The sequence below is a fragment of the Paraburkholderia sp. C35 genome (assembly GCF_003121405.1).
GTDB lineage: Bacteria > Pseudomonadota > Gammaproteobacteria > Burkholderiales > Burkholderiaceae > Paraburkholderia.
The window spans coordinates 14,062-32,985 of sequence record NZ_QBUY01000053.1; the positions used below are offsets into that span (position 1 = coordinate 14,062).

Genomic DNA, 18,924 nt, shown 5'->3' on the forward strand with positions numbered 1-18,924 from the left:
CCGCCGGGCTTTTGCATTTGTTCATGCGCACCTGAGCAGGGCTGTCACGCGCGCTGCTCTAAAATACCGGGATCGTATCTCCGCGCACCGCCATGTTCGCCCGACTCCCGCTCTTTCTGCGCCTTGTCCGCATGGACAAGCCGATCGGCAGCCTGCTGCTGCTGTGGCCGACCCTCAACGCATTGTGGATTGCGTCGGACGGTCATCCGTCGCTGTCCCTGCTGGTGATCTTCACGCTCGGCACGGTGCTGATGCGCTCGGCCGGCTGCGCAATCAATGACTACGCGGACCGCGATTTCGACCGCTACGTGAAGCGCACCGAAAATCGTCCGATCACGTCGGGCAAGATCAAGGCATGGGAAGCGGTGGCGCTGGCCGCGGGACTTTCTTTGCTGGCGTTCCTGCTGATCCTGCCGCTCAATGCGCTGACGAAGGAGTTGTCGGTGGCTGCGCTGTTCGTCGCGGGCACGTATCCGTTCACCAAGCGCTTCTTCGCGATTCCGCAGGCGTATCTGGGCATCGCGTTCGGCTTCGGCATTCCGATGGCGTTCGCGGCCATTCAGAATCAGGTGCCGGTGCTCGCGTGGGTCATGTTGCTGGCGAACGTGTTCTGGTCGGTTGCGTACGACACCGAATACGCGATGGTCGACCGCGACGACGACATCAAGATCGGCATCCGTACCTCGGCGCTGACCTTTGGCCGCTTCGATGTGCTCGCGATCATGCTCTGCTATGCCGTCACGCTTGGCATCTATGCCGGTATCGGCGTGATGCTGGGCTTTGGCGTGCTGTACTGGATCGGTCTGGCCGCTGCGGCTGGTTGCGCTGTCTACCACTACACGCTGATCAAGGACCGTGAGCGCATGGCCTGTTTCGCTGCGTTCCGTCACAACAACTGGCTGGGCGGCGCGTTGTTCGCGGGTATCGCCGCGCACTATGCGGCTCAGGCGTTCTAGGACTGATTGACCCGCCAGACGAAGCAGGCGTGTCGCCGCTTCGTCTCAAACCGTCCCAGTCACAAGGCAAGCAATATCACTGCTTGCCAAATTCCTCGCCCATTTCACGCGCACGCGCGTCTGCAGCCAATGCGCCGCGTACGATCGCGTCCTTCACGCCTTGCGCGTCGAATGCAGCGAGCGCGGCTGCCGTCGTGCCGCCTTTCGACGTGACGCGCTCACGCAGCACGCTCGCCGGTTCGCCCGATTGCGCGGCAAGTTGAGCCGCGCCGGTGAACGTCGCGACGGCCAGCGCGCGACCTTGCTCTTCGTCCATGCCGAGTTGGCGTGCCGCTTCCTGCATCGCTTCGATGAAATAGAACACGTACGCCGGGCCGCTGCCGGAGATGGCAGTGACAGCGTCGATCTTCGCTTCGTCGTCGAACCACACGGTCTGACCGACCGCGCCAAGCACTTGAGACGCGAGCTCGCGGCCCGCTTCATCGACGCCTTCCAGCGCGACCAGACCCGTCACGCCCATGCCGATCAGCGCGGGCGTGTTCGGCATCGTGCGCACGACACGCGCGTGGCCGCCGAGCCAGCGCACGAGATCTTCGCCGCGAATGCCCGCGACGATGCTGATGACGAGTTGCGACGCCGTGAGGTGCGGCGCGAGCGCAGCCGCGACGTCCTTCACGATCTGCGGCTTTACGGCCAGCACGACGGCATCGAACGATTGCAGCGACGCATCCGCCGCAGCGCTCGCGCCAACGCCAAACTGCTCGACGCTACGCTTGCGGGCGTCTTCGTTGGGATCGATCGCAAGGATGTCCGACGGCGCGACGCCACGCTTGATCAGTCCGCCGATGAGTGCAGCGGCCATATTGCCGCCGCCGATGAAGGCAATTTTCATGATGTTCGGGATGGTCAGTGAGAGTAATCGCGGGCGCCGAAAATGGCGGTGCCGATGCGCACGATGGTCGCGCCTTCGAGCACGGCGGCTTCGAGATCGCCCGACATGCCTATCGATAGCGTGTCGAGTTCAAGCCCTTCCGAGCGCAGTTTTTCGAACAGCTCGCGCAATGCGCGATGCGGTACGCGCTGCTGCTCGACATCGCCCGCCGGTTCGGGAATGGCCATCAGGCCGCGCAGACGCAGCCTGGGCAGCGCGGCGATCTGGCGCGCGACATCGACAGCATCGTCAGCCGTCACGCCGCTTTTCGATGCCTCGCCGCTGATGTTGACTTGCAGGCAAACGTTCAGCACAGGCAAGCCTTCCGGCCGCTGCTCCGACAGACGTTGCGCGATTTTCAGTCGGTCGACGGAATGCACCCAGGCGAAATTCTCAGCGACCGGCCGCGTCTTGTTCGATTGCAACGGCCCAATGAAATGCCATTCGAGCGACGTGCGCAGATCGGACAAAGCCTCGATTTTCGTGAGACTTTCCTGCACGTAGTTTTCGCCGAAAGCGCGCTGGCCCGCGGCATGCGCGGCGCGGACGTCTTCGGCGGGAAATGTCTTGGAGACGGCGAGCAGCGCAATGGAAGCAGGATCGCGGCCCGCGACCTGCGCGGCGAGGGCGATGCGCTGATGCACTGCGTCGAGATTGTGAGCGAGATCGGGCATGAAACGTTGTGTACCGATGCGAGGGCGACGAATCGGATTATACGGACGCCGCCCGCATGGCACGACCCGGCCGATCGGCCAGGTGGTGTGCCCATTCGCAAAGCGGCAAGCTGTCGATCAGGACGCGAGCATGTGCTCGACGAGTTCGACCCAATGCACGACAGGCGTGGAGGTGCCGCTTTGCAGATGCGAAATACAACCCACATTCGCAGACACGATGATCTGCGGCTCCTGTGCCTTCAGCTTGTCCAGCTTCTGGTTGCGCAGCGCGTACGACAGCGCGGGCTGCGTGAGCGAGTAAGTGCCAGCCGAGCCGCAGCAAAGATGGCTGTCGGCGGGCAGTCTGACGTCGATGCCCAACGCACCCAGCAGATGCTCGACCTTGCCGCGAATCTGCTGGCCATGCTGCAGCGTGCAGGGCGGGTGATACGCGACTGTGTGAATCGCGCGGCGGCGCGTGAGTGGCGTCAACGCTTCCTCAAAGTCCGGCAGGATCTCGCTGATGTCGCGCGTCAGTTCGACAATGCGCCGCGCTTTTTCCGCGTAGGCGGGATCGTTGCGCATCAGATGCGCGTATTCCTTCACGGTCGCGCCGCAGCCCGACGCGTTCATCACGATCGCCTCGGCGCCCAGTTCGACATGCGGCCACCATGCGTCGATGTTCTGCCGCACGTCGTCGAGCGCTTCGTCGTTGTAGCCCAGATGCAGGCGGATCGCGCCGCAACAGCCTGCCTCGGGCGCGACGACCGTCTGGATGCCGAGTGCGTCGAGCACGCGCGCGGTGGCGATGTTGACGTTCGGCATCATCGAGGGCTGAACGCAACCTGCGAGCATCAGCATCTTGCGAGCATGCGTGGCCGTCGGCCATTCGAGCTGGCGCTGGCGTTGCGGCACTTTGTCCCGCAGCTTCTTCGGCAGCAGTGGGCGGAAGTGCTGGCCAAGGCGCATGGCAGGCGTGAACAGCGTGGCGTTCGGCACGAAGCTCGCGAGCATCCGGCGCATCAGGCGCTGGCCGAACGGGCGCGGCACCTTTTCTTCGGTGAGCTTGCGGCCAATCTCGACAAGCTTGCCGTACTGCACGCCGGAAGGGCAGGTCGATTCGCAGTTGCGGCACGTGAGGCAGCGGTCCAGATGCAGTTGCGTGCTGCGCGTGACGGGTGCGCCTTCCACCATCTGCTTGATCAGATAGATGCGCCCGCGCGGTCCGTCCAGTTCGTCGCCGAGCAGTTGATAGGTCGGGCAGGTGGCCGTGCAAAAGCCGCAATGCACGCAGTTGCGCAGGATGGCGTCGGCTTCTTCACCGTCCGGTGTGTTGCGCATGAAGTCGGCGAGGTTGGTCTGCATCGTGCGCTCAGAAGTCGGGGTACAGCCGGCCGCGGTTGAAGATGCGGGCCGGGTCGAAGGCGGCCTTCAGGCCGCGATGGATTTTCATCAGCGGCGCGGGCAGCGGCGTGAATACGCCTGCGCCGCGGTCGTAGCCGAGGCCGGTGCGGAAGATGGTCGCATGGCCGCCAGCCTGTTTCGCGGACATGCGCACGGTTTGAGCGTCGGCGTCGGTGATCCACCAGCGTTGTGCGCCGCCCCATTCCATCAGTTGCGCGCCGGGCAGTTGCAGCGGCTCGGTGATGGTCGGCAGTGCGAGGCGCCACAACGCGGACTTCGGCGCGATGGCCGCAAAGAACGGATCGGTCTGTTCGCGCAGGCCCGCCCAGAAGCGTTCGGCTTCGACGGCATCGACCACTTCGCCGCCCAACCCCGTACGCGCCGACTTGACCGCTGCTTCGGCGCCACCCAGCCGCACGGCCAGCGTGCCGTTACGCCACGCGCTCCCCGTGATGGGCAGCGGGCGGCCGCCCCATTCGTTGAGCTTGCGGACGGCGTCGGTGCCGTTCATGTCGAACTTGAGCGTTGCTTCAGCCTTCGGACGTGGCAGCACCTTAACGGACAACTCGAGAATCAGCCCGAGCGTGCCTAGTGAACCGGCCATCAAACGGGACACGTCGTAACCGGCGACGTTCTTCACCACCTGTCCGCCGAATGTCAGCGCCTGCCCCTGGCCGTTCATGACGACGGCGCCCAGCACGAAGTCCCGCGCCGCGCCCGCCGAATGGCGGCGCGGACCCGCGATACCCGCGGCAATGCAGCCGCCAAGGGTCGCTTGCGGGCCGAAGTGGGGTGGCTCGAAGGCGAGCATCTGATCGTGTTCGGCCAGTGCCGCTTCGATTTCGAGGAGCGGCGTGCCGGCGCGTGCCGTGATGACCAGCTCGGCCGGATCGTACGCGATGATGCCGCGATGCGCGCGCGTGTCGAGGATCTCACCCTGCAATGACTGGCCGTACCAGTCCTTTGTGCCACCGCCACGGATGCGGATCGGCTGTTCTGCAGCCGTAGCTGCACGAACCCGTTCCGACCACGCGGCGACGATGTCGTCCTCTTTCATGGTGCGTTGCTTCGTTGTAGTGCGTTCGATTGTACCGAGGCACGCCGCGCTGGCAACCCGGTTCCGACCCGTATCACAGGACGGCATTATTCATGCGGTATGACGATGCAACGGCGCTGCCCGGCCCGGCAGCGCGGCGTACTGCTTAAAAACGAGGCAGATCGGGATGCGGCAGCAAGCCGCCGCGCACGTGCATCTTGCCGTACTCGGCACAGCGGGCGCGCGTCGGAATACCCTTGTCGGGGTTGAGCAGGCAGGCGGGATCGAAGGCGCGCTTGACCGCGTGGAACGCATCGCGCTCTTCCGGCGAAAACTGCACGCACATCGAATTGATCTTCTCGATGCCCACGCCATGTTCGCCCGTCACCGTGCCGCCCAGTTCGACGCAGGTTTCGAGGATGTCGCAACCAAATGCTTCGGCGCGGTGCCACTCGTCGAGATCGTTGCCGTTGAAGAGGATCAGCGGATGCATGTTGCCGTCGCCCGCATGGAACACGTTGATGCAGCGCAGGTTGTACTTCTTTTCCATCGCTTCGATGCGTGCGAGCAGCGGCCCGATGCTGCGGCGCGGCACCGTGCCGTCCATGCAGTAGTAATCGGGCGAAATACGGCCGGCGGCGGGGAACGCGTTCTTGCGACCCGACCAGAAGCGCAGTCGTTCGGCCTCCGTGCGCGAGATCTGGATGCGCGTCGCGCCTTGCTCGCGCAAGACAGCCGTCATCCGGACGATTTCTTCGCTGACTTCCTCGGGCGTGCCGTCCGATTCGCACAGCAGAATGGCTGCCGCGTCGAGGTCATAGCCCGCTTTCACGAATTCCTCGACGGCGCGCGTGGCCGGCTTGTCCATCATTTCGAGGCCGGCCGGGATGATGCCCGCGGCGATGATGCCCGCGACGGCGTCGCCGCCTTTCACGACATCGTCGAAACTGGCCATGATGACCTGTGCGGCTTGTGGCTTCGGAATCAGCTTGACGGTGACTTCCGTGACGATCGCGAACATGCCTTCGCTGCCGATCACCACGGCCAGCAGATCGAGCCCCGGCGCATCGGGGCTGAGCGAGCCGAACTCGACGATCTCGCCTTCCATCGTGACGGCACGCACGCGCATCACGTTATGGACGGTCAGCCCATATTTCAGGCAATGCACGCCGCCGGAATTTTCCGCGACATTGCCGCCGATCGTGCAGGCAATCTGCGACGAAGGGTCGGGCGCATAGTAGAGGCCGTAAGGTGCGGCGGCTTCGGAGATCGACAGGTTGCGCACGCCGGGCTGAACGGTCGCCGTACGCGCATACGGATCGACTTCGATTATCTTGCGAAAGCGCGCAAGCGAGACGACCACACCATGCCGGATCGGCATTGCGCCGCCTGACAGGCTGGTGCCCGCACCGCGTGGCACGATGGGGACGTTGAGCCGGTGGCAGATCTGCACGATGCGCTGCACCTGCGATTCCGTCTCGGGCAATACGACAGCCAGCGGCAAGCGCCGGTAAGCAGCAAGGCCGTCGCATTCATAAGCGACGGTGTCTTCCTCGCGATACAAAAGGCAGTGCGTTGGCAGCACGGCCATCAACGCCTGCACGACTTCGCGCTGACGTTGCGCAAGCATCTCGGGCGACAGTTCGGGGGACAGCTCGCCGGGTGCGTTCATGGAATGTCTCCTCCTTCAACGGCCGCGCGCTTGTGCGCGATGCAGCCGGACATACGATTACGCTATGCCGCCCACGTAAAGATCTTGCCGGGATTCATCAGATTGTGCGGGTCGAGCGAATGCTTGATCGAGCGCATCACGTCGACGGCCACGGGGCCGTGCTCTTCGAGCAGAAAACCCATCTTGTGCAGGCCCACGCCATGCTCGCCCGTGCAGGTGCCGTCCATGCGCAGCGCGCGCTGCACGATGCGATGGTTCAGGCGCTCGGCTTCTTCCAGCTCTTCCGGCTTGTTCGGGTCGATCAGCATCGCCACGTGGAAGTTGCCGTCGCCAACGTGGCCGACGATCGGGCAGGGTAGCGGCGACGCTTTCAGATCCGCTTCCGTTTCGACCACGCATTCGGCCAGACGCGAGATGGGCACGCAGACGTCCGTGGTGACCGCGCGACTGCCTGGCTTCAGTTGCAGCATCGCAAAGTATGCGTTGTGACGCGCGTTCCACAGGCGGCTGCGGTCTTCCGGGCGCGTGGCCCATTCGAAGCCTTCGCCATTGTTTTGCGCGGCGATGTCCTGCACCAGTTCGGCCTGTTCCTTCACACCGGCTTCCGTGCCGTGAAATTCGAAGAACAGCGTGGGCGCTTCGCGCAGCGTCAGGTTCGAGTGACGGTTGATCGAGCGGACGGCGAGCGAATCGACGAACTCGACGCGCGCAATCGGTACGCCGATCTGGATGGTTTCGATCACGGCACGCACGGCATCGCCCATCGACGGGAACGTGCACACGGCCGCCGACACGGCTTCGGGCTGCGGATAAAGCCGGACGGTGATTTCTGTGATCACGCCGAGCGTGCCTTCCGAGCCGACGAACAGACGCGTAAGGTCGTAACCCGCCGACGATTTGCGCGCGCGCGTGCCTGTGTGGATCACGCGGCCATCGGCCAGTACGACGGTCAGGCCCAGCACGTTTTCGCGCATCGTGCCGTAGCGCACGGCGTTCGTGCCCGACGCGCGCGTGGCCGACATGCCGCCGATGCTGGCGTCCGCGCCCGGATCGATCGGGAAGAACAGCCCGGTGTCGCGCAGTGCGTCGTTCAGCTGCTTGCGCGAGATGCCCGGTTCAACGGTCACCGTGAGGTCTTCGGCATTGATGGACAGCACGCGGTTCATGCCGGACAGGTCGATCGACACGCCGCCTTGCACCGCGAGCAGGTGACCTTCCAGCGACGAACCGTTGCCGTAGGGAATGATCGGCACGCCGTATTGGCCGCACAGCCTGACGATGGTCTGCACTTCCTCCGTGCTGTGCGCGAACACGACGGCGTCGGGCAATTGCGGGTCGAAAGGCGACTCGTCGCGGCCATGATGGGTGCGGACGGCTTCGGAAGTGGCTACGCGTTCGCCGAAGGCCGACTTGAGCGCAGTAAGAAGTTCAGCAGGAAAAGGGCGGCGCACGGGGGCGGGCGGCACGGGATGGTTCACCTGCGTCTCCTGTTGGCGAATATTCTGATGGTTGATGCCCATTTTACGCCCATCGATCGCTGGCGCGGCGCCAGGCTTGCAGATGGGCGCGACGGACGTTGGCGCCGGCCTCCTTATAATGGATCAATGCTATACGGCATGCCGCGATATATCCGTGTGGATGCATCGCAACACGTTATGAGGACACGGATCATGGGCAACCGCTTGAGCAAAATCGCGACACGCACGGGTGACGACGGCACCACGGGTCTCGGCGATGGCAGCCGCGTGCGCAAGGACGATGCGCGTATTGCCGCGATCGGCGACGTCGACGAACTGAACTCGAACATTGGCGTGTTGCTGTGCGAGACCTTACCCGTCGAGGTCCGCACTGCGCTGACGGCGATCCAGCACGATCTGTTCGATCTGGGCGGCGAGCTATGCATTCCAGGACATTCGATGATCACCGATAACCACCTCGCGCAACTCGACACATGGCTGGCCGAGTACAACGCGACGCTGCCGTCGCTCAAGGAGTTCATCCTGCCGGCGGGCACGCGGGCGGCGTCTCTGGCGCATGTGTGCCGCACGGTTTGCCGCCGCGCGGAACGTTCGATTGTCGCGCTCGGCACGCTCGAGACCATCAACGATGCGCCGCGCCGGTATGTGAACCGGCTGTCGGATCTACTGTTCGTACTGGCACGCGTGCTGAACCGCGTGGACGGTGGCAGCGACGTGCTGTGGCGGCATGATCGCGGCGCGAGCAAGGCCACTGAGCCAGGCAACGTGTAACGGCGCCGCTCGCTGCGTTGCTCAGCCAACCGCGAGCGTCACGGGTTTGCCGATACGGCTCATCATTTCGACGAGCGTATCGATGGTGAATTTGGCGGTTTTCTTGTTCACGACATCGGACACGCGTGGCCGCGACACCATCAGGATCTCGGCCGCCTCAGACTGCTTCAGATGATGCTGCTCGATCCACGTGGAGAGCTCGGTCATCAGTTGTTCCTTGAGCACCCGCGTGTCGTTGATCTGTTTCTGCGACGCCGCATGCAGGCGCTTCGCTTCCTCGGCGGGAAAGCCGAGTTCGAGAAACAGGTTGGCGCCCGGTTTGGTGACGTGCCGGACCTTGGTGTCGATGGTCTTCATAGTTTCCTCACATTGGCCACGGCGCGATAGCGCGCCTCGGCGATTTCCCTGTCATGCCGGCTGGTGGTCTGCGTCTTCTTGCGGAAGCAGTGCAGCACATAAACGGCCTCGACGAACTTGGCGACATACATCACGCGAAAGGCGCCTTCCTGCTCGTTGACGCGAATCTCGCGCGTGCCCGCGCCGACGATATCGAATGGTTTCCAGTTGTCCGGATCGAGACCTGCCTGAACCTTGGCAAGCTGAAAACCAGCCTGGCGGCGCGGTGCATCGGGAAACGCGAGCAGGTCTTCGTAGCTGGAGCCGATCCAGCGAATCTCTTTTTCCAGCTCCATGTAGTCCCTTCATGTATAAAATTTTATACCTGCGGCCTCCGGTGTTCAATCTGCTTTTGCAGTACCGGGACGAGATTTGAAGTTACAGAAGGGAAGGGAAAGGTTCGATTCGGCTGAATGGCCAGGGTATGGGGGAGGGTGTTTTTTGCTGGCAGGCGCGGTTTGCTTTTTTTCGCTGGCATCCGCTTATTGTTAGTGGTCTGCTAGCGTCGCCCCTGTGCGGGGCTACACACCTACTTTTCTTTGCCGCGGCAAAGAAAAGTAGGCAAAAGAAAGCCGCTGAACACCACCCACTACGGTCCTTGCCTGCGGGCCCCCAGCCGGTCCTATCCTTCACACGGCATCACTCTTTTTGATGCCCGCTGCCAGCGCTCTTAAAGGGCGCATCACCCTCTTCAAGCACCCGCGTCTCAGCGTGCCTTTCCAGTTCGGCCCAGGCCGCCCAGGTGGCAAACGGTGTGTCGGCTGTCGCGCCTTATGCGCTTCACTCCGGACTGAAAAGCAAAGACGGTGTGTCTTGTAGGATCGCCGACGCAGAATGTGCGACAACCTACACACCGTTTGCCACCTGGGCTGCATATGCGAGTCGCTGCCGCTTGGGGCGCTACGGGTGATTGGAGTGGGGTAGGCGCTTATTCGAAGCGAAGGCAACGGGCGGGGACTGAGAGATTGCCGTGTGAAGAATAGGAACCGTTGGGGGCCCGCAGGCAAAGACCGGAGTGGGCGGTGTTAGCCCGCTTTCTTTTGCCTACTTTTCTTTGCGGCGGCAAAGAAAAGTAGGTGCCGCCCCGCACAGGGGCAACGCATGAAATGCGAAGGCAAACCGCGGATGCCAGCGAAAGCAGCAAAAAACCAACCGGCGGATGCCAGAGCAAAACAACCGACAATCAGTTACCGCTACCTCGCGCAACGCGACGCTGCTTGACGGATTCAGCAAGCCCTTCAAGCACAGCGACACTCTCATCCCACCCGATACACGCATCGGTGATGCTCTGCCCATACGTCAGCGCGCAGCCTTCCTGCAGATCCTGGCGGCCCGCCACCAGATGCGATTCGACCATCACGCCAACGATCCGCTCGTCCCCGGCAGCAATCTGGCGGCCAATATCCGCGCAAACGGGAATCTGGTTCTCATGCTTCTTCGAGCTATTCGCGTGGCTCGCATCGATCATCAGACGAGCAGCAAGCCCCGCCTTGCCAATATCGCTGCAGGCAGCGTTCACGCTCTCGGCGTCGTAGTTCGGCGCCTTGCCGCCGCGCAGGATGATGTGGCAATCCTCATTGCCCGCCGTCGATACGATGGCCGAATGGCCACCCTTCGTCACCGACAGGAAATGGTGCGGCTGCGAAGCCGCCTTGATCGCATCGACGGCGATCTTCACATTGCCGTCGGTGCCGTTCTTGAAGCCGACCGGGCACGACAGCCCCGATGCCAGTTCGCGGTGCACCTGCGATTCCGTCGTGCGCGCACCGATCGCGCCCCACGAGATCAGATCGGCGATGTACTGCGGGCTGATCATGTCGAGGTACTCGGTGCCTGCTGGCAGACCCAGTTCGTTGATCTTCAGCAGCAGTTCGCGCGCGGTACGCAGGCCGTCGTTGATCTTGAAGCTGTTGTCCATGTACGGATCGTTGATGAGACCCTTCCAGCCCACCGTCGTGCGCGGCTTTTCGAAATACACGCGCATCACGATTTCCAACTCGCCCGCGAAGCGCTTGCGCTGCTCGATCAGACGGCCGGCGTATTCCATCGCGGCCTTCGTGTCGTGAATCGAGCACGGCCCGACGATCACGATCAGCCGGTCGTCCATGCCGTGCAGAATGCGATGCATCGACTGGCGCGAGTTGTAGATCAGGTCCGATACCTTCTCGTCGCACGGGAATTCGCGGATCAGGTGAGCGGGCGGCGTCAGTTCTTTCAGTTCACGGATGCGGACATCGTCGGTATTGTGCGGGGGCATGGTTTTCTCCTCGTTCCTTGCGTGTGGTGCGGTTCGAGCGGTCTGCGTATGACTGACGGCGCCGCAACGAACAGATCAACAGGCTTAAAAGTTCAAATTCAAAGTGGGTAGGGGCGAAAAAAAACCGCCAGACTCGCTGGCGGTTTTTTCGGGAATTCTAGGTGCCTATGTACGTTCACACCCCTCTCGATCCGCCAGCGGTCTGAGATGCCCAAAAAAAGTAAAAATAAAACTTGGCGGACATGGCGAAAAAGGGATGGCTCGTCGAAAAGGTTGATTGGCTTTATAACCCGAGGTTTGCTCGGCTGGCAAGCCGTTAGGGTCAAAAATGCGGGAAATCCGCACGTTTCATGCTTGACATGCACGAAACGTGCGGGCGATGCAAAATCAGACCGTACCGCCGACCGTCATCTTGTCGATCCGCAGCGTCGGCTGGCCGACGCCGACAGGCACGCTCTGGCCTTCCTTGCCGCACACACCGACGCCCGTATCCAGCGACATGTCGTTGCCGATCATGCTCACGTACTTGAGCGATTCCGGACCGCTGCCGATCAGCGTCGCGCCCTTGACGGGATACGTGATCTTGCCGTTTTCGATCATGTACGCCTCGGACGCCGAGAACACGAACTTGCCGTTCGTGATGTCGACCTGGCCGCCGCCGAAGTTCACCGCATACAGCCCGTTCATCACGGACGCGAAGATTTCCTGCGGATCCTTGTCGCCGTTGAGCATGTAGGTGTTGGTCATGCGCGGCAGCGGCAGCGCGGCGTACGATTCGCGGCGTGCGTTGCCCGTCACGGGCATCTTCATCAGGCGCGCGTTGAGCGTGTCCTGGATGTAGCCCTTCAGGATGCCGTCTTCGATCAGCGTCGTGCACTGCGTCGGGTTGCCTTCGTCGTCGATGTTCAGCGAGCCGCGGCGATTCGGCAGCGTGCCGTCGTCGACGACCGTCACGCCCTTGGCCGCGACCTGCTCGCCGATACGGCCAGCGAATGCCGACGAGCCCTTGCGGTTGAAGTCACCTTCCAGACCGTGGCCGATCGCTTCGTGCAGCAGCACGCCGGGCCAGCCCGGTCCGAGCACGACGGTCATCGCGCCGGCCGGTGCCGGGCGTGCGTCCAGATTCACCAAAGCGGCATGCACGGCGTCGTCGACATATTTCGACAGCATTTCATCCGTGAAATAACCGTAGTCATAGCGACCGCCGCCACCACCGCTGCCGATTTCACGGCGGCCATTCTGCTCGGCGATCACCGTCACCGACACGCGCACCAGCGGACGGATGTCCGCGGCCAGCGCGCCGTCGCTGCGCGCGACCAGCACGACGTCGTACTCACCGGCGAGGCCCGCCATCACCTGCGTAATGCGCGGATCGCGGCTGCGCGCCATCTGCTCGATGCGCTCGAGCAGTTTGACCTTGGCGGTTGCGTCGAGCGAATGCAGCGGATCGGACGGCAGATACAGATCGCGGCCTGCCACGCCCGTCAGCGTCGAAGCTGCCTTGATCTTCTGCTTGCCGCCACCCGCCTTGGCAATCGCGCGCGTCGCGATGGCCGCCTGGCGGATCGCTTCCGGCGACAGATCGTCCGAATACGCAAACGCCGTGCGGTCGCCCGACACCGCGCGCACGCCGACGCCCTGGTCGATGCTGAAGCTGCCCGATTTGACGATGCCTTCCTCGAGGCTCCACGCCTCGCTGCGGGTAGCCTGGAAATAGAGGTCGGCGTAATCGACGCGATGCGTGAAGATTTCGGCGAGCGTGCGGGTCAGCACGGCTTCGTCGAGGCCGTAGGGCGTCAGAAGCACGTCTTTGGCTGTCGCGAGATTACGGATGCTGGGTTCGATGATGTTCATGCGAAGTTCGCTCGATTCAGGGTATTCAGTTGACGTGCACGCCTGTCAGATGGGTGACGGCAGCGGCACTTTCAATACGTGCATTTCAGGTCAAACGTAATCAGCTGAGCACGCGGTGACGCCAGGCCGGCAGGCTTTGCCGGACTTCGTCGATACGTGCACGCTCGATATTGCCCGCGACGACGCCCGCGCCTTCGTCGCGCACGTCGATGATTTCGCCCCACGGGTCGATCAGCATACTGTGGCCCCACGTGCGGCGGCCGTTCTCGTGCTTGCCGCCCTGCGCTGCGGCGAGCACGTAACACTGGTTCTCGACGGCCCGCGCGCGCAGCAGGGTTTCCCAGTGCGCGCGGCCCGTCGTGTACGTGAACGCCGATGGCACGACGATCAGCGCGCAGTCGCCCATGCGCCGGTACAGCTCGGGAAAGCGTAGATCGTAGCAGACGGACAGGCCCACGCGCCCGAACGGCGCCTCGAAGGTGCGCACGGTGTCGCCGGGGCGAATGGTGCGCGCTTCGTCGAACGATTCTTCACCTTTTTCAAAGTTGAACAGGTGAATCTTGTCGTAGCGTGCCGCCTCGTTGCCCTGTGGATCGAACACGAGCGTCGTGTTCAGCACGCGGGTTTCTTCGGGCGCTTTCAACGGCAGCGTGCCGCCGATCACCCACACCTGGTGGCGGCGCGCGGCATCGGCGAGAAACTGCTGGATCGGGCCGTCGCCGTAGGTTTCGCGCACCGTGAGCTTGTCGGTGTCCTTGAAGCCCATGAAGCAGAAATACTCGGGCAGCAGGACGAGTTGCGCGCCATCGGCGGCAGCTTGGGCGATCAGACGTTCGGCATCGGCGAGATTGCGGTCGCGATCGGGCGTGCTCACCATCTGCAAGGCGGCGACGCGGAAAGGACCAGCGTGGGAAGGGGACTTCGCGGACTGCGTGTTCAGGTCGCTCATAGGCGTTCGGAAAACTCCTGCGTTGGGCAGTGCGGACAGCGGACGCCGGCGCGATTCACCAGAATCTGGTGCGCTCGCCGAGTCTGAGGAACCCGGTCCGGCCCTCAGTTCGGCGCCGCGATGGCAGCCGGCGCGTCCATCTTACCGCTATCTCCCTTCACCCGCTCGACGTGTGGTTTGGCCCACGAACCCGTGATCGAGTAGTCGCGCGCGAACGCGTGTTCGATCGAATGCGACAGCGCGAAATCGCCGGCCAGCGCGGCGAGACCGAGCAGCGGATTGATGATGGCCGCCGCCACCACGCCCGCGCCCGCGCTGACAGTCGGCACGATATGTACGTTCAGGTTCTGCGTTTCCGTCGTCATATCGACGGTGCCTTTCATATTGGCGCGTGCCGGCGCCGTCACCAGTTCGAAATTGCTGGTCGAGCCGATGCCGTTCACCACCTGCGCGGTGCCTGTCACATGCTCGAACGGCAGCCCTTCGCCGATCACGTCGCGGAAGTCCATCTGCGCGTAGCGCGCCAGGCTTTGCAGGCTCAGCACGCCGAGCAGCTTCGCGACACCCGGATCGTCCTTGAGACTCTGCCCGTGCCGCAGATCGACGGCGAGATTGCCGTTGAGCGTCGGATAGTCGGGCTTGGTCGGGCCGCCCTGCCAGCCGAGCTTGCCCGACAGCGAGCCTTCGCCCGCCTTGAGCGTGCGCGGCAGGCCGGCGCGTTGCAGCAGCAGGCCGGCATCCTTGATGTCCAGCTTGAAATCGACTTCGGTGCTGCGCTCGGTCTCGTCGTCCTGATTCGGGCCGTAGTTGCGGCCCGTGCGCCAGTTCGCCGTCGCCTTCAGCACGGCGGCAGGATTGCTGATTTCGAGCGAGTCGAGTTGCCAGACGGGCGTGCCGTTGTCTTCGAAGTTATGCGCGTTGACTTCGAGCTTGCCGATATTGCGCTCGCGCACGATCAGTTCGTTGACGACGAGATCGATCGACGGAATGTTCTGCGCCGGCTGGTTGATCGCCGGGCCGAGCAGATCGTTCTCGGTCGCCGATGGAATGACCAGACGCGCGAGCCGCGCCTGCAGCGTGCCGGGCGAACCCGGCTGGGCGCCCGGCAGCCACGACACGTGCCCCGCCACCTGGTTCGACGCGATATTCGCCTGCCATTGCCGGTCGTAGTGCGACGCGCCGACCACCACGCTTTCCCAGTGGCGCTTGAGCAGCGTCAGCGTGCCAATGTGTACGGCGAAGCGGTTCGGCATGAACTGCACGGCCGTCGCGCTGGGCGGCACGGGCGCGACGCCTTCGTTGGCCTTGCGCATCTGCAGGAAGAGGGCGCGCCATGCATCGGCGTCGAGCGAATCGATATCGACGGCGGCGATCACGCCTTCCGTTGGCAATTCGGGCGTCCGGTTGACACCAATCGCGCCGCGCACGACCTGGGGCGGCTCGCCGGCCGTGTGGCGCAGCAGATAGGGCGCGGCGATCGGGCCGAACGTGAGGTCGGCGCGTTGCAGGCCGGTCGCGGTTGGGCTGTCGTTGCTGCCACTGGCAGTGTTGGCGCTGGCGGTGTTGTCGCTGCCGCCGCTGCTGCCCTTGCTGGCGTTGTTCGCACTACTGCCGCTTCCACCCGCGTTGCCGTCTCCATTGCCGATGGGCCGGAACGTGAAATCGAGCGGCATGGGCGTGCCGACCGGCTTGTTGAACGGCGCAGGGAAATTGAGCGCGAGACCCGTCAGATCCGAATGCACGGCGACATCCGGCAGCCGGCCTTTCGCGCCGCGCACGCTGATGTCATAGGGCGCGCTGCCGCTCATGTGTGTCAGCACCTGGGCGGGCAGGCCGTGCAGATTCAGGTCGCGCGCGGCATCGACGGCGACCTGGCCGGACACGTTGAGCGCATAGCTGCCCTTGTCGCTGAGGCCGCCTTTCGCGCGCACGTCGCCGCCCATGAACTGCCCCGTCAACTGATCGACCTGCGCCGTGCGTTCGGTGAAGCGCACCTTGCCGCGCAGTTGCGACAGCGGCGGGACATTGTCCACGGCGAGCCGGTTGTTCTCGAACGCGAGCGAGCCTTCCACCGCGACATGCATCTTGGGCGGCGGTACGCCCGGCGGCGTAGGCGGATTACGCGGCACGGTCAGCTTGAGCGCGAGCGCGGCGGGGCCATCGGCGTGAATCTTCTCGGTCTCATGCTTCGCCATGCCGCCGAGCGCGCTGTTGTTCACGTAGTCGAGCATATCGGCGAGCGGACCGTGTCCGCCCCCCGTGATGATCAGGCTCGACGCGCGGTTGCCGAGATCGTCGATCTTGCCCGTCACTTTGCCCATCTCGACGTGCTTGTAGTGCGCGCGATCGACGTCGAAGCGCAGCAGGTTCTCTTTCAGCTGGAACGTGCCGTCGATGCCATCGAGCGCGGGCCACACGTTCGGCGTGCCGTTTTTCAGCGTGCGCGGCGGATAGGGCGATGGATCGAAGCGCCCGCCCTTGAACGGCGCGATGATTCTGAAAACGCCTGCACTCGGATCACGCGAATACGGGAATTTCTCGAGATTGCCGTGAATCTCGATCGTGCCGCCGCGCGAAATCCCGGCCTGCAAACCGTGGGTCAGATAGACGCGCAGCTTTTCGCTGATGCTGGTCGGCAGATAGCGGGTGATGCGCGTGACCTGGGCGCGCTCGAAGTCCGCTTTCAGATCGAGCGAGCCGCGTCCGCTGCCGACGTTCGCATAGCTGGCCGTCGCCTTCGCGGCTGTGTCTGCATTCGATACCTTCAGCTCCGACACATCGACCTTGAACGCCTTGTGCAACTGGCCCGGCTCGACCGTAGAGCCGATGGTCCACGTGCCTTTGCCGCTCAGATGATCGAACGTGAGACGCGGATCGTCGAACACGCCCGGCAGCGTGAGCGCGGCGTTGGCCGTGTCGATCGAGATCGTGCCGTGCTTGTCGTCGGCATCGACGGTGCCCCACAGATTTTCGACGCCCGGAATGCCCGCGCGTGGATGGCCGCGCGCCGTCAGCCCCGGCGGCGGTTCTTGAGCCGCCACGCTGATACCCTGCAGATCGCCCTTGAAGCGATACCGGATGATCGGTTCCGCGTTCGGCTCGCGATGCTCGCTAGCCGCTTCGCCCGAATCCGGCTTGCCGCGCTCGACTTCGATCGTGTAATTCGCCACCAGGCCGCGCGGGTTGAAACGCACGAGGCTGTTCAGCAGTCGCCTGGGCAGCGGCAGCGCGCGGCTGAATTCCGCGAGAATGCCCAGATCGACGCGATCGCCGGAAATGCTGATCAACTGGCCGTGCTGGACGCTCGGCATCCGGTAGCGGCTCGACAGCGTATGCAGTGCGAGGATGCGGGTGACGGGCGTGCCGTCGGCGAGCGGCGGCTGGCCGAGTTCGGCGTGCAGGTGGTTCAGATCGAGCGTCCACTCGTCGCCGTCATGCGCGACCGCCCAAGAAAAGCTCGCGACGGGCACGTCGAGCTTCGGCTGGGTCGGCTTCACGCGCAGCGCGATGTCGTTGCCCGACAGTTCGCCCGATGCCGAGCGCACGCGCCCTTGCGCGAACTGCAGCCAGATCGCGCTGTTCACCCGGCCCGCATAGGTTTCGATCGGGAAATCCATGTAGCGGGCGAGCATGGGCAGATCGACGGTGCCTGTCGAGATATAGGCTTCGCCCGTCCAGTTGATCGGCTTGCCCATCGCCGAAAGTCGCGCGTGACGGAAGTTCGCGCGAAAGTCGAGCGGCCCGAACAGCACCTTGCCGTCGGGCGGCGCCTGCAACGCGACGCGGTGATCGTAGCCCTCGCTCAGAATGGCGAGGCGAATGTTCTGCAGCGCGATCTCGGGCGCGTCGCGGCGCGCGTCGTGCCAGCGCAGCGTGCCGCCGCGCAGGATGATGGCCTGCTGGCGCAGCAGCCAGGTGCTGAAGGTGTCGTTGCCCGAATGCGTGGTCGGCACCATCACGCCCGCGACTGACAGCGAGCCGTCCGTCTCGCGCTCGATCAGCAGATCCGGTTTATCGACGATCACGCTCGACAGGATCGGCGCGAGCTTCCACACGGACGACCACGACACGGCCGCGCTGGCGTGCGGAATGTTCAGCGCGACTTTGCCGTCGCGATTGGTGATGGTGACGTTGGTGACTTCGAGGCCCGGCTGAAAACCCGTCCAGTGCGGCGCGATCTTGCCGATCCTGAACTGCGCGTGGATTTTCTCGGAGATAGCCGCTTCGATTTTTGGCCGGAACGAATCGGCCTGGGGCAGCACGATGTAGCGCAGGCCGAGCACGGCCAGCACGACGATGAAATAGATGAACAGCGCAATACCGAGCAGGACGCGCAGTGTGTGGCGCAGCACTGCATGATCGCCTCCGCCTACGGGCTTGACGCGTCCAGCTTCGTGCGGGTCGGCGGATGAGTTTCGCTCGGACATGCTGCGACGGGGTAGGCGTATGGTAGTTTTGCGGTCTAACGACGAAATGTATCACACAGGCCAGCAGCCACGGGCCTTTGGTACGGCCTGTATGGGCAAGGCCACACGCGGTTCCGGCAGATGGCACATCTAACCGCCGC

Annotated in this window: 14 protein-coding genes; 2 read left to right on the forward strand and 12 right to left on the reverse strand. The window is 63.7% G+C overall.

Features of this window, described 5'->3' with window-relative positions; all coding sequences use genetic code 11:
* Window positions 1–92: 92 nt before the first annotated feature.
* Window positions 93–956, forward strand: a complete 864-nt coding sequence (gene ubiA / locus DK391_RS26340; RefSeq protein ID WP_109480944.1) for a 4-hydroxybenzoate octaprenyltransferase — start codon at window positions 93–95, stop codon at window positions 954–956.
* A gap of 76 nt (window positions 957–1,032) precedes the next feature.
* Here ubiA and proC read toward each other — a convergent pair whose 3' ends face one another.
* From proC to DK391_RS26370, 6 genes are all read right to left on the reverse strand, one after another.
* Complete coding sequence (gene proC, locus DK391_RS26345) at window positions 1,033–1,848, reverse strand: pyrroline-5-carboxylate reductase (RefSeq protein WP_109480945.1); 816 nt, start codon at window positions 1,846–1,848, stop codon at window positions 1,033–1,035.
* A gap of 14 nt (window positions 1,849–1,862) precedes the next feature.
* Window positions 1,863–2,561: a YggS family pyridoxal phosphate-dependent enzyme gene (locus DK391_RS26350; RefSeq protein WP_109480946.1), complete on the reverse strand. Its 699-nt coding sequence runs from the start codon at window positions 2,559–2,561 to the stop codon at window positions 1,863–1,865.
* Between the two features lie 117 nt (window positions 2,562–2,678).
* Window positions 2,679–3,905 carry a glycolate oxidase subunit GlcF gene (gene glcF / locus DK391_RS26355; RefSeq protein WP_109480947.1) on the reverse strand — a complete coding sequence of 409 codons (1,227 nt, stop codon included), beginning with the start codon at window positions 3,903–3,905 and terminating at the stop codon, window positions 2,679–2,681.
* Between the two features lie 7 nt (window positions 3,906–3,912).
* Window positions 3,913–5,001: a glycolate oxidase subunit GlcE gene (glcE, locus tag DK391_RS26360; protein ID WP_109480948.1), complete on the reverse strand. Its 1,089-nt coding sequence runs from the start codon at window positions 4,999–5,001 to the stop codon at window positions 3,913–3,915.
* Between the two features lie 145 nt (window positions 5,002–5,146).
* Window positions 5,147–6,652, reverse strand: coding sequence for an FAD-linked oxidase C-terminal domain-containing protein (locus DK391_RS26365; RefSeq protein ID WP_109480949.1), 1,506 nt, complete (start codon window positions 6,650–6,652; stop codon window positions 5,147–5,149).
* Window positions 6,653–6,714: 62 nt separating this feature from the next.
* Window positions 6,715–8,130 carry an FAD-linked oxidase C-terminal domain-containing protein gene (locus DK391_RS26370; protein ID WP_109480973.1) on the reverse strand — a complete coding sequence of 472 codons (1,416 nt, stop codon included), beginning with the start codon at window positions 8,128–8,130 and terminating at the stop codon, window positions 6,715–6,717.
* Window positions 8,131–8,322: 192 nt separating this feature from the next.
* Here DK391_RS26370 and DK391_RS26375 point away from each other — a divergent pair, with 192 nt between their 5' ends.
* A complete protein-coding gene (locus DK391_RS26375) occupies window positions 8,323–8,901 on the forward strand; it encodes a cob(I)yrinic acid a,c-diamide adenosyltransferase (protein WP_109480950.1) in 579 nt (192 codons plus the stop codon).
* A 21-nt stretch (window positions 8,902–8,922) separates the two neighbouring features.
* Here DK391_RS26375 and DK391_RS26380 read toward each other — a convergent pair whose 3' ends face one another.
* The 6 genes from DK391_RS26380 to DK391_RS26410 form a co-directional block, all read right to left on the reverse strand.
* The gene (locus DK391_RS26380) at window positions 8,923–9,258 is read right to left on the reverse strand and encodes an XRE family transcriptional regulator (protein ID WP_109480951.1); all 336 of its coding nucleotides are present in this window, start codon (window positions 9,256–9,258) and stop codon (window positions 8,923–8,925) included.
* The gene (locus DK391_RS26385; protein WP_109480952.1) at window positions 9,255–9,593 is read right to left on the reverse strand and encodes a type II toxin-antitoxin system RelE/ParE family toxin; all 339 of its coding nucleotides are present in this window, start codon (window positions 9,591–9,593) and stop codon (window positions 9,255–9,257) included. Before DK391_RS26385 ends, DK391_RS26380 begins: the two co-directional genes overlap by 4 nt.
* Before the next feature lie 887 nt (window positions 9,594–10,480).
* Window positions 10,481–11,554: a 3-deoxy-7-phosphoheptulonate synthase AroG gene (aroG, locus tag DK391_RS26390; protein WP_109480953.1), complete on the reverse strand. Its 1,074-nt coding sequence runs from the start codon at window positions 11,552–11,554 to the stop codon at window positions 10,481–10,483.
* A 387-nt stretch (window positions 11,555–11,941) separates the two neighbouring features.
* Complete coding sequence (tldD, locus tag DK391_RS26400) at window positions 11,942–13,408, reverse strand: metalloprotease TldD (RefSeq protein ID WP_109480954.1); 1,467 nt, start codon at window positions 13,406–13,408, stop codon at window positions 11,942–11,944.
* A gap of 100 nt (window positions 13,409–13,508) precedes the next feature.
* Window positions 13,509–14,357, reverse strand: coding sequence for a carbon-nitrogen hydrolase family protein (locus tag DK391_RS26405; RefSeq protein WP_109480955.1), 849 nt, complete (start codon window positions 14,355–14,357; stop codon window positions 13,509–13,511).
* 104 nt (window positions 14,358–14,461) lie between these two features.
* Window positions 14,462–18,784 (reverse strand): AsmA-like C-terminal region-containing protein, encoded by a 4,323-nt coding sequence (locus tag DK391_RS26410; RefSeq protein WP_109480956.1) that lies wholly within the window; start codon window positions 18,782–18,784, stop codon window positions 14,462–14,464.
* Window positions 18,785–18,924 lie beyond the last annotated feature (140 nt).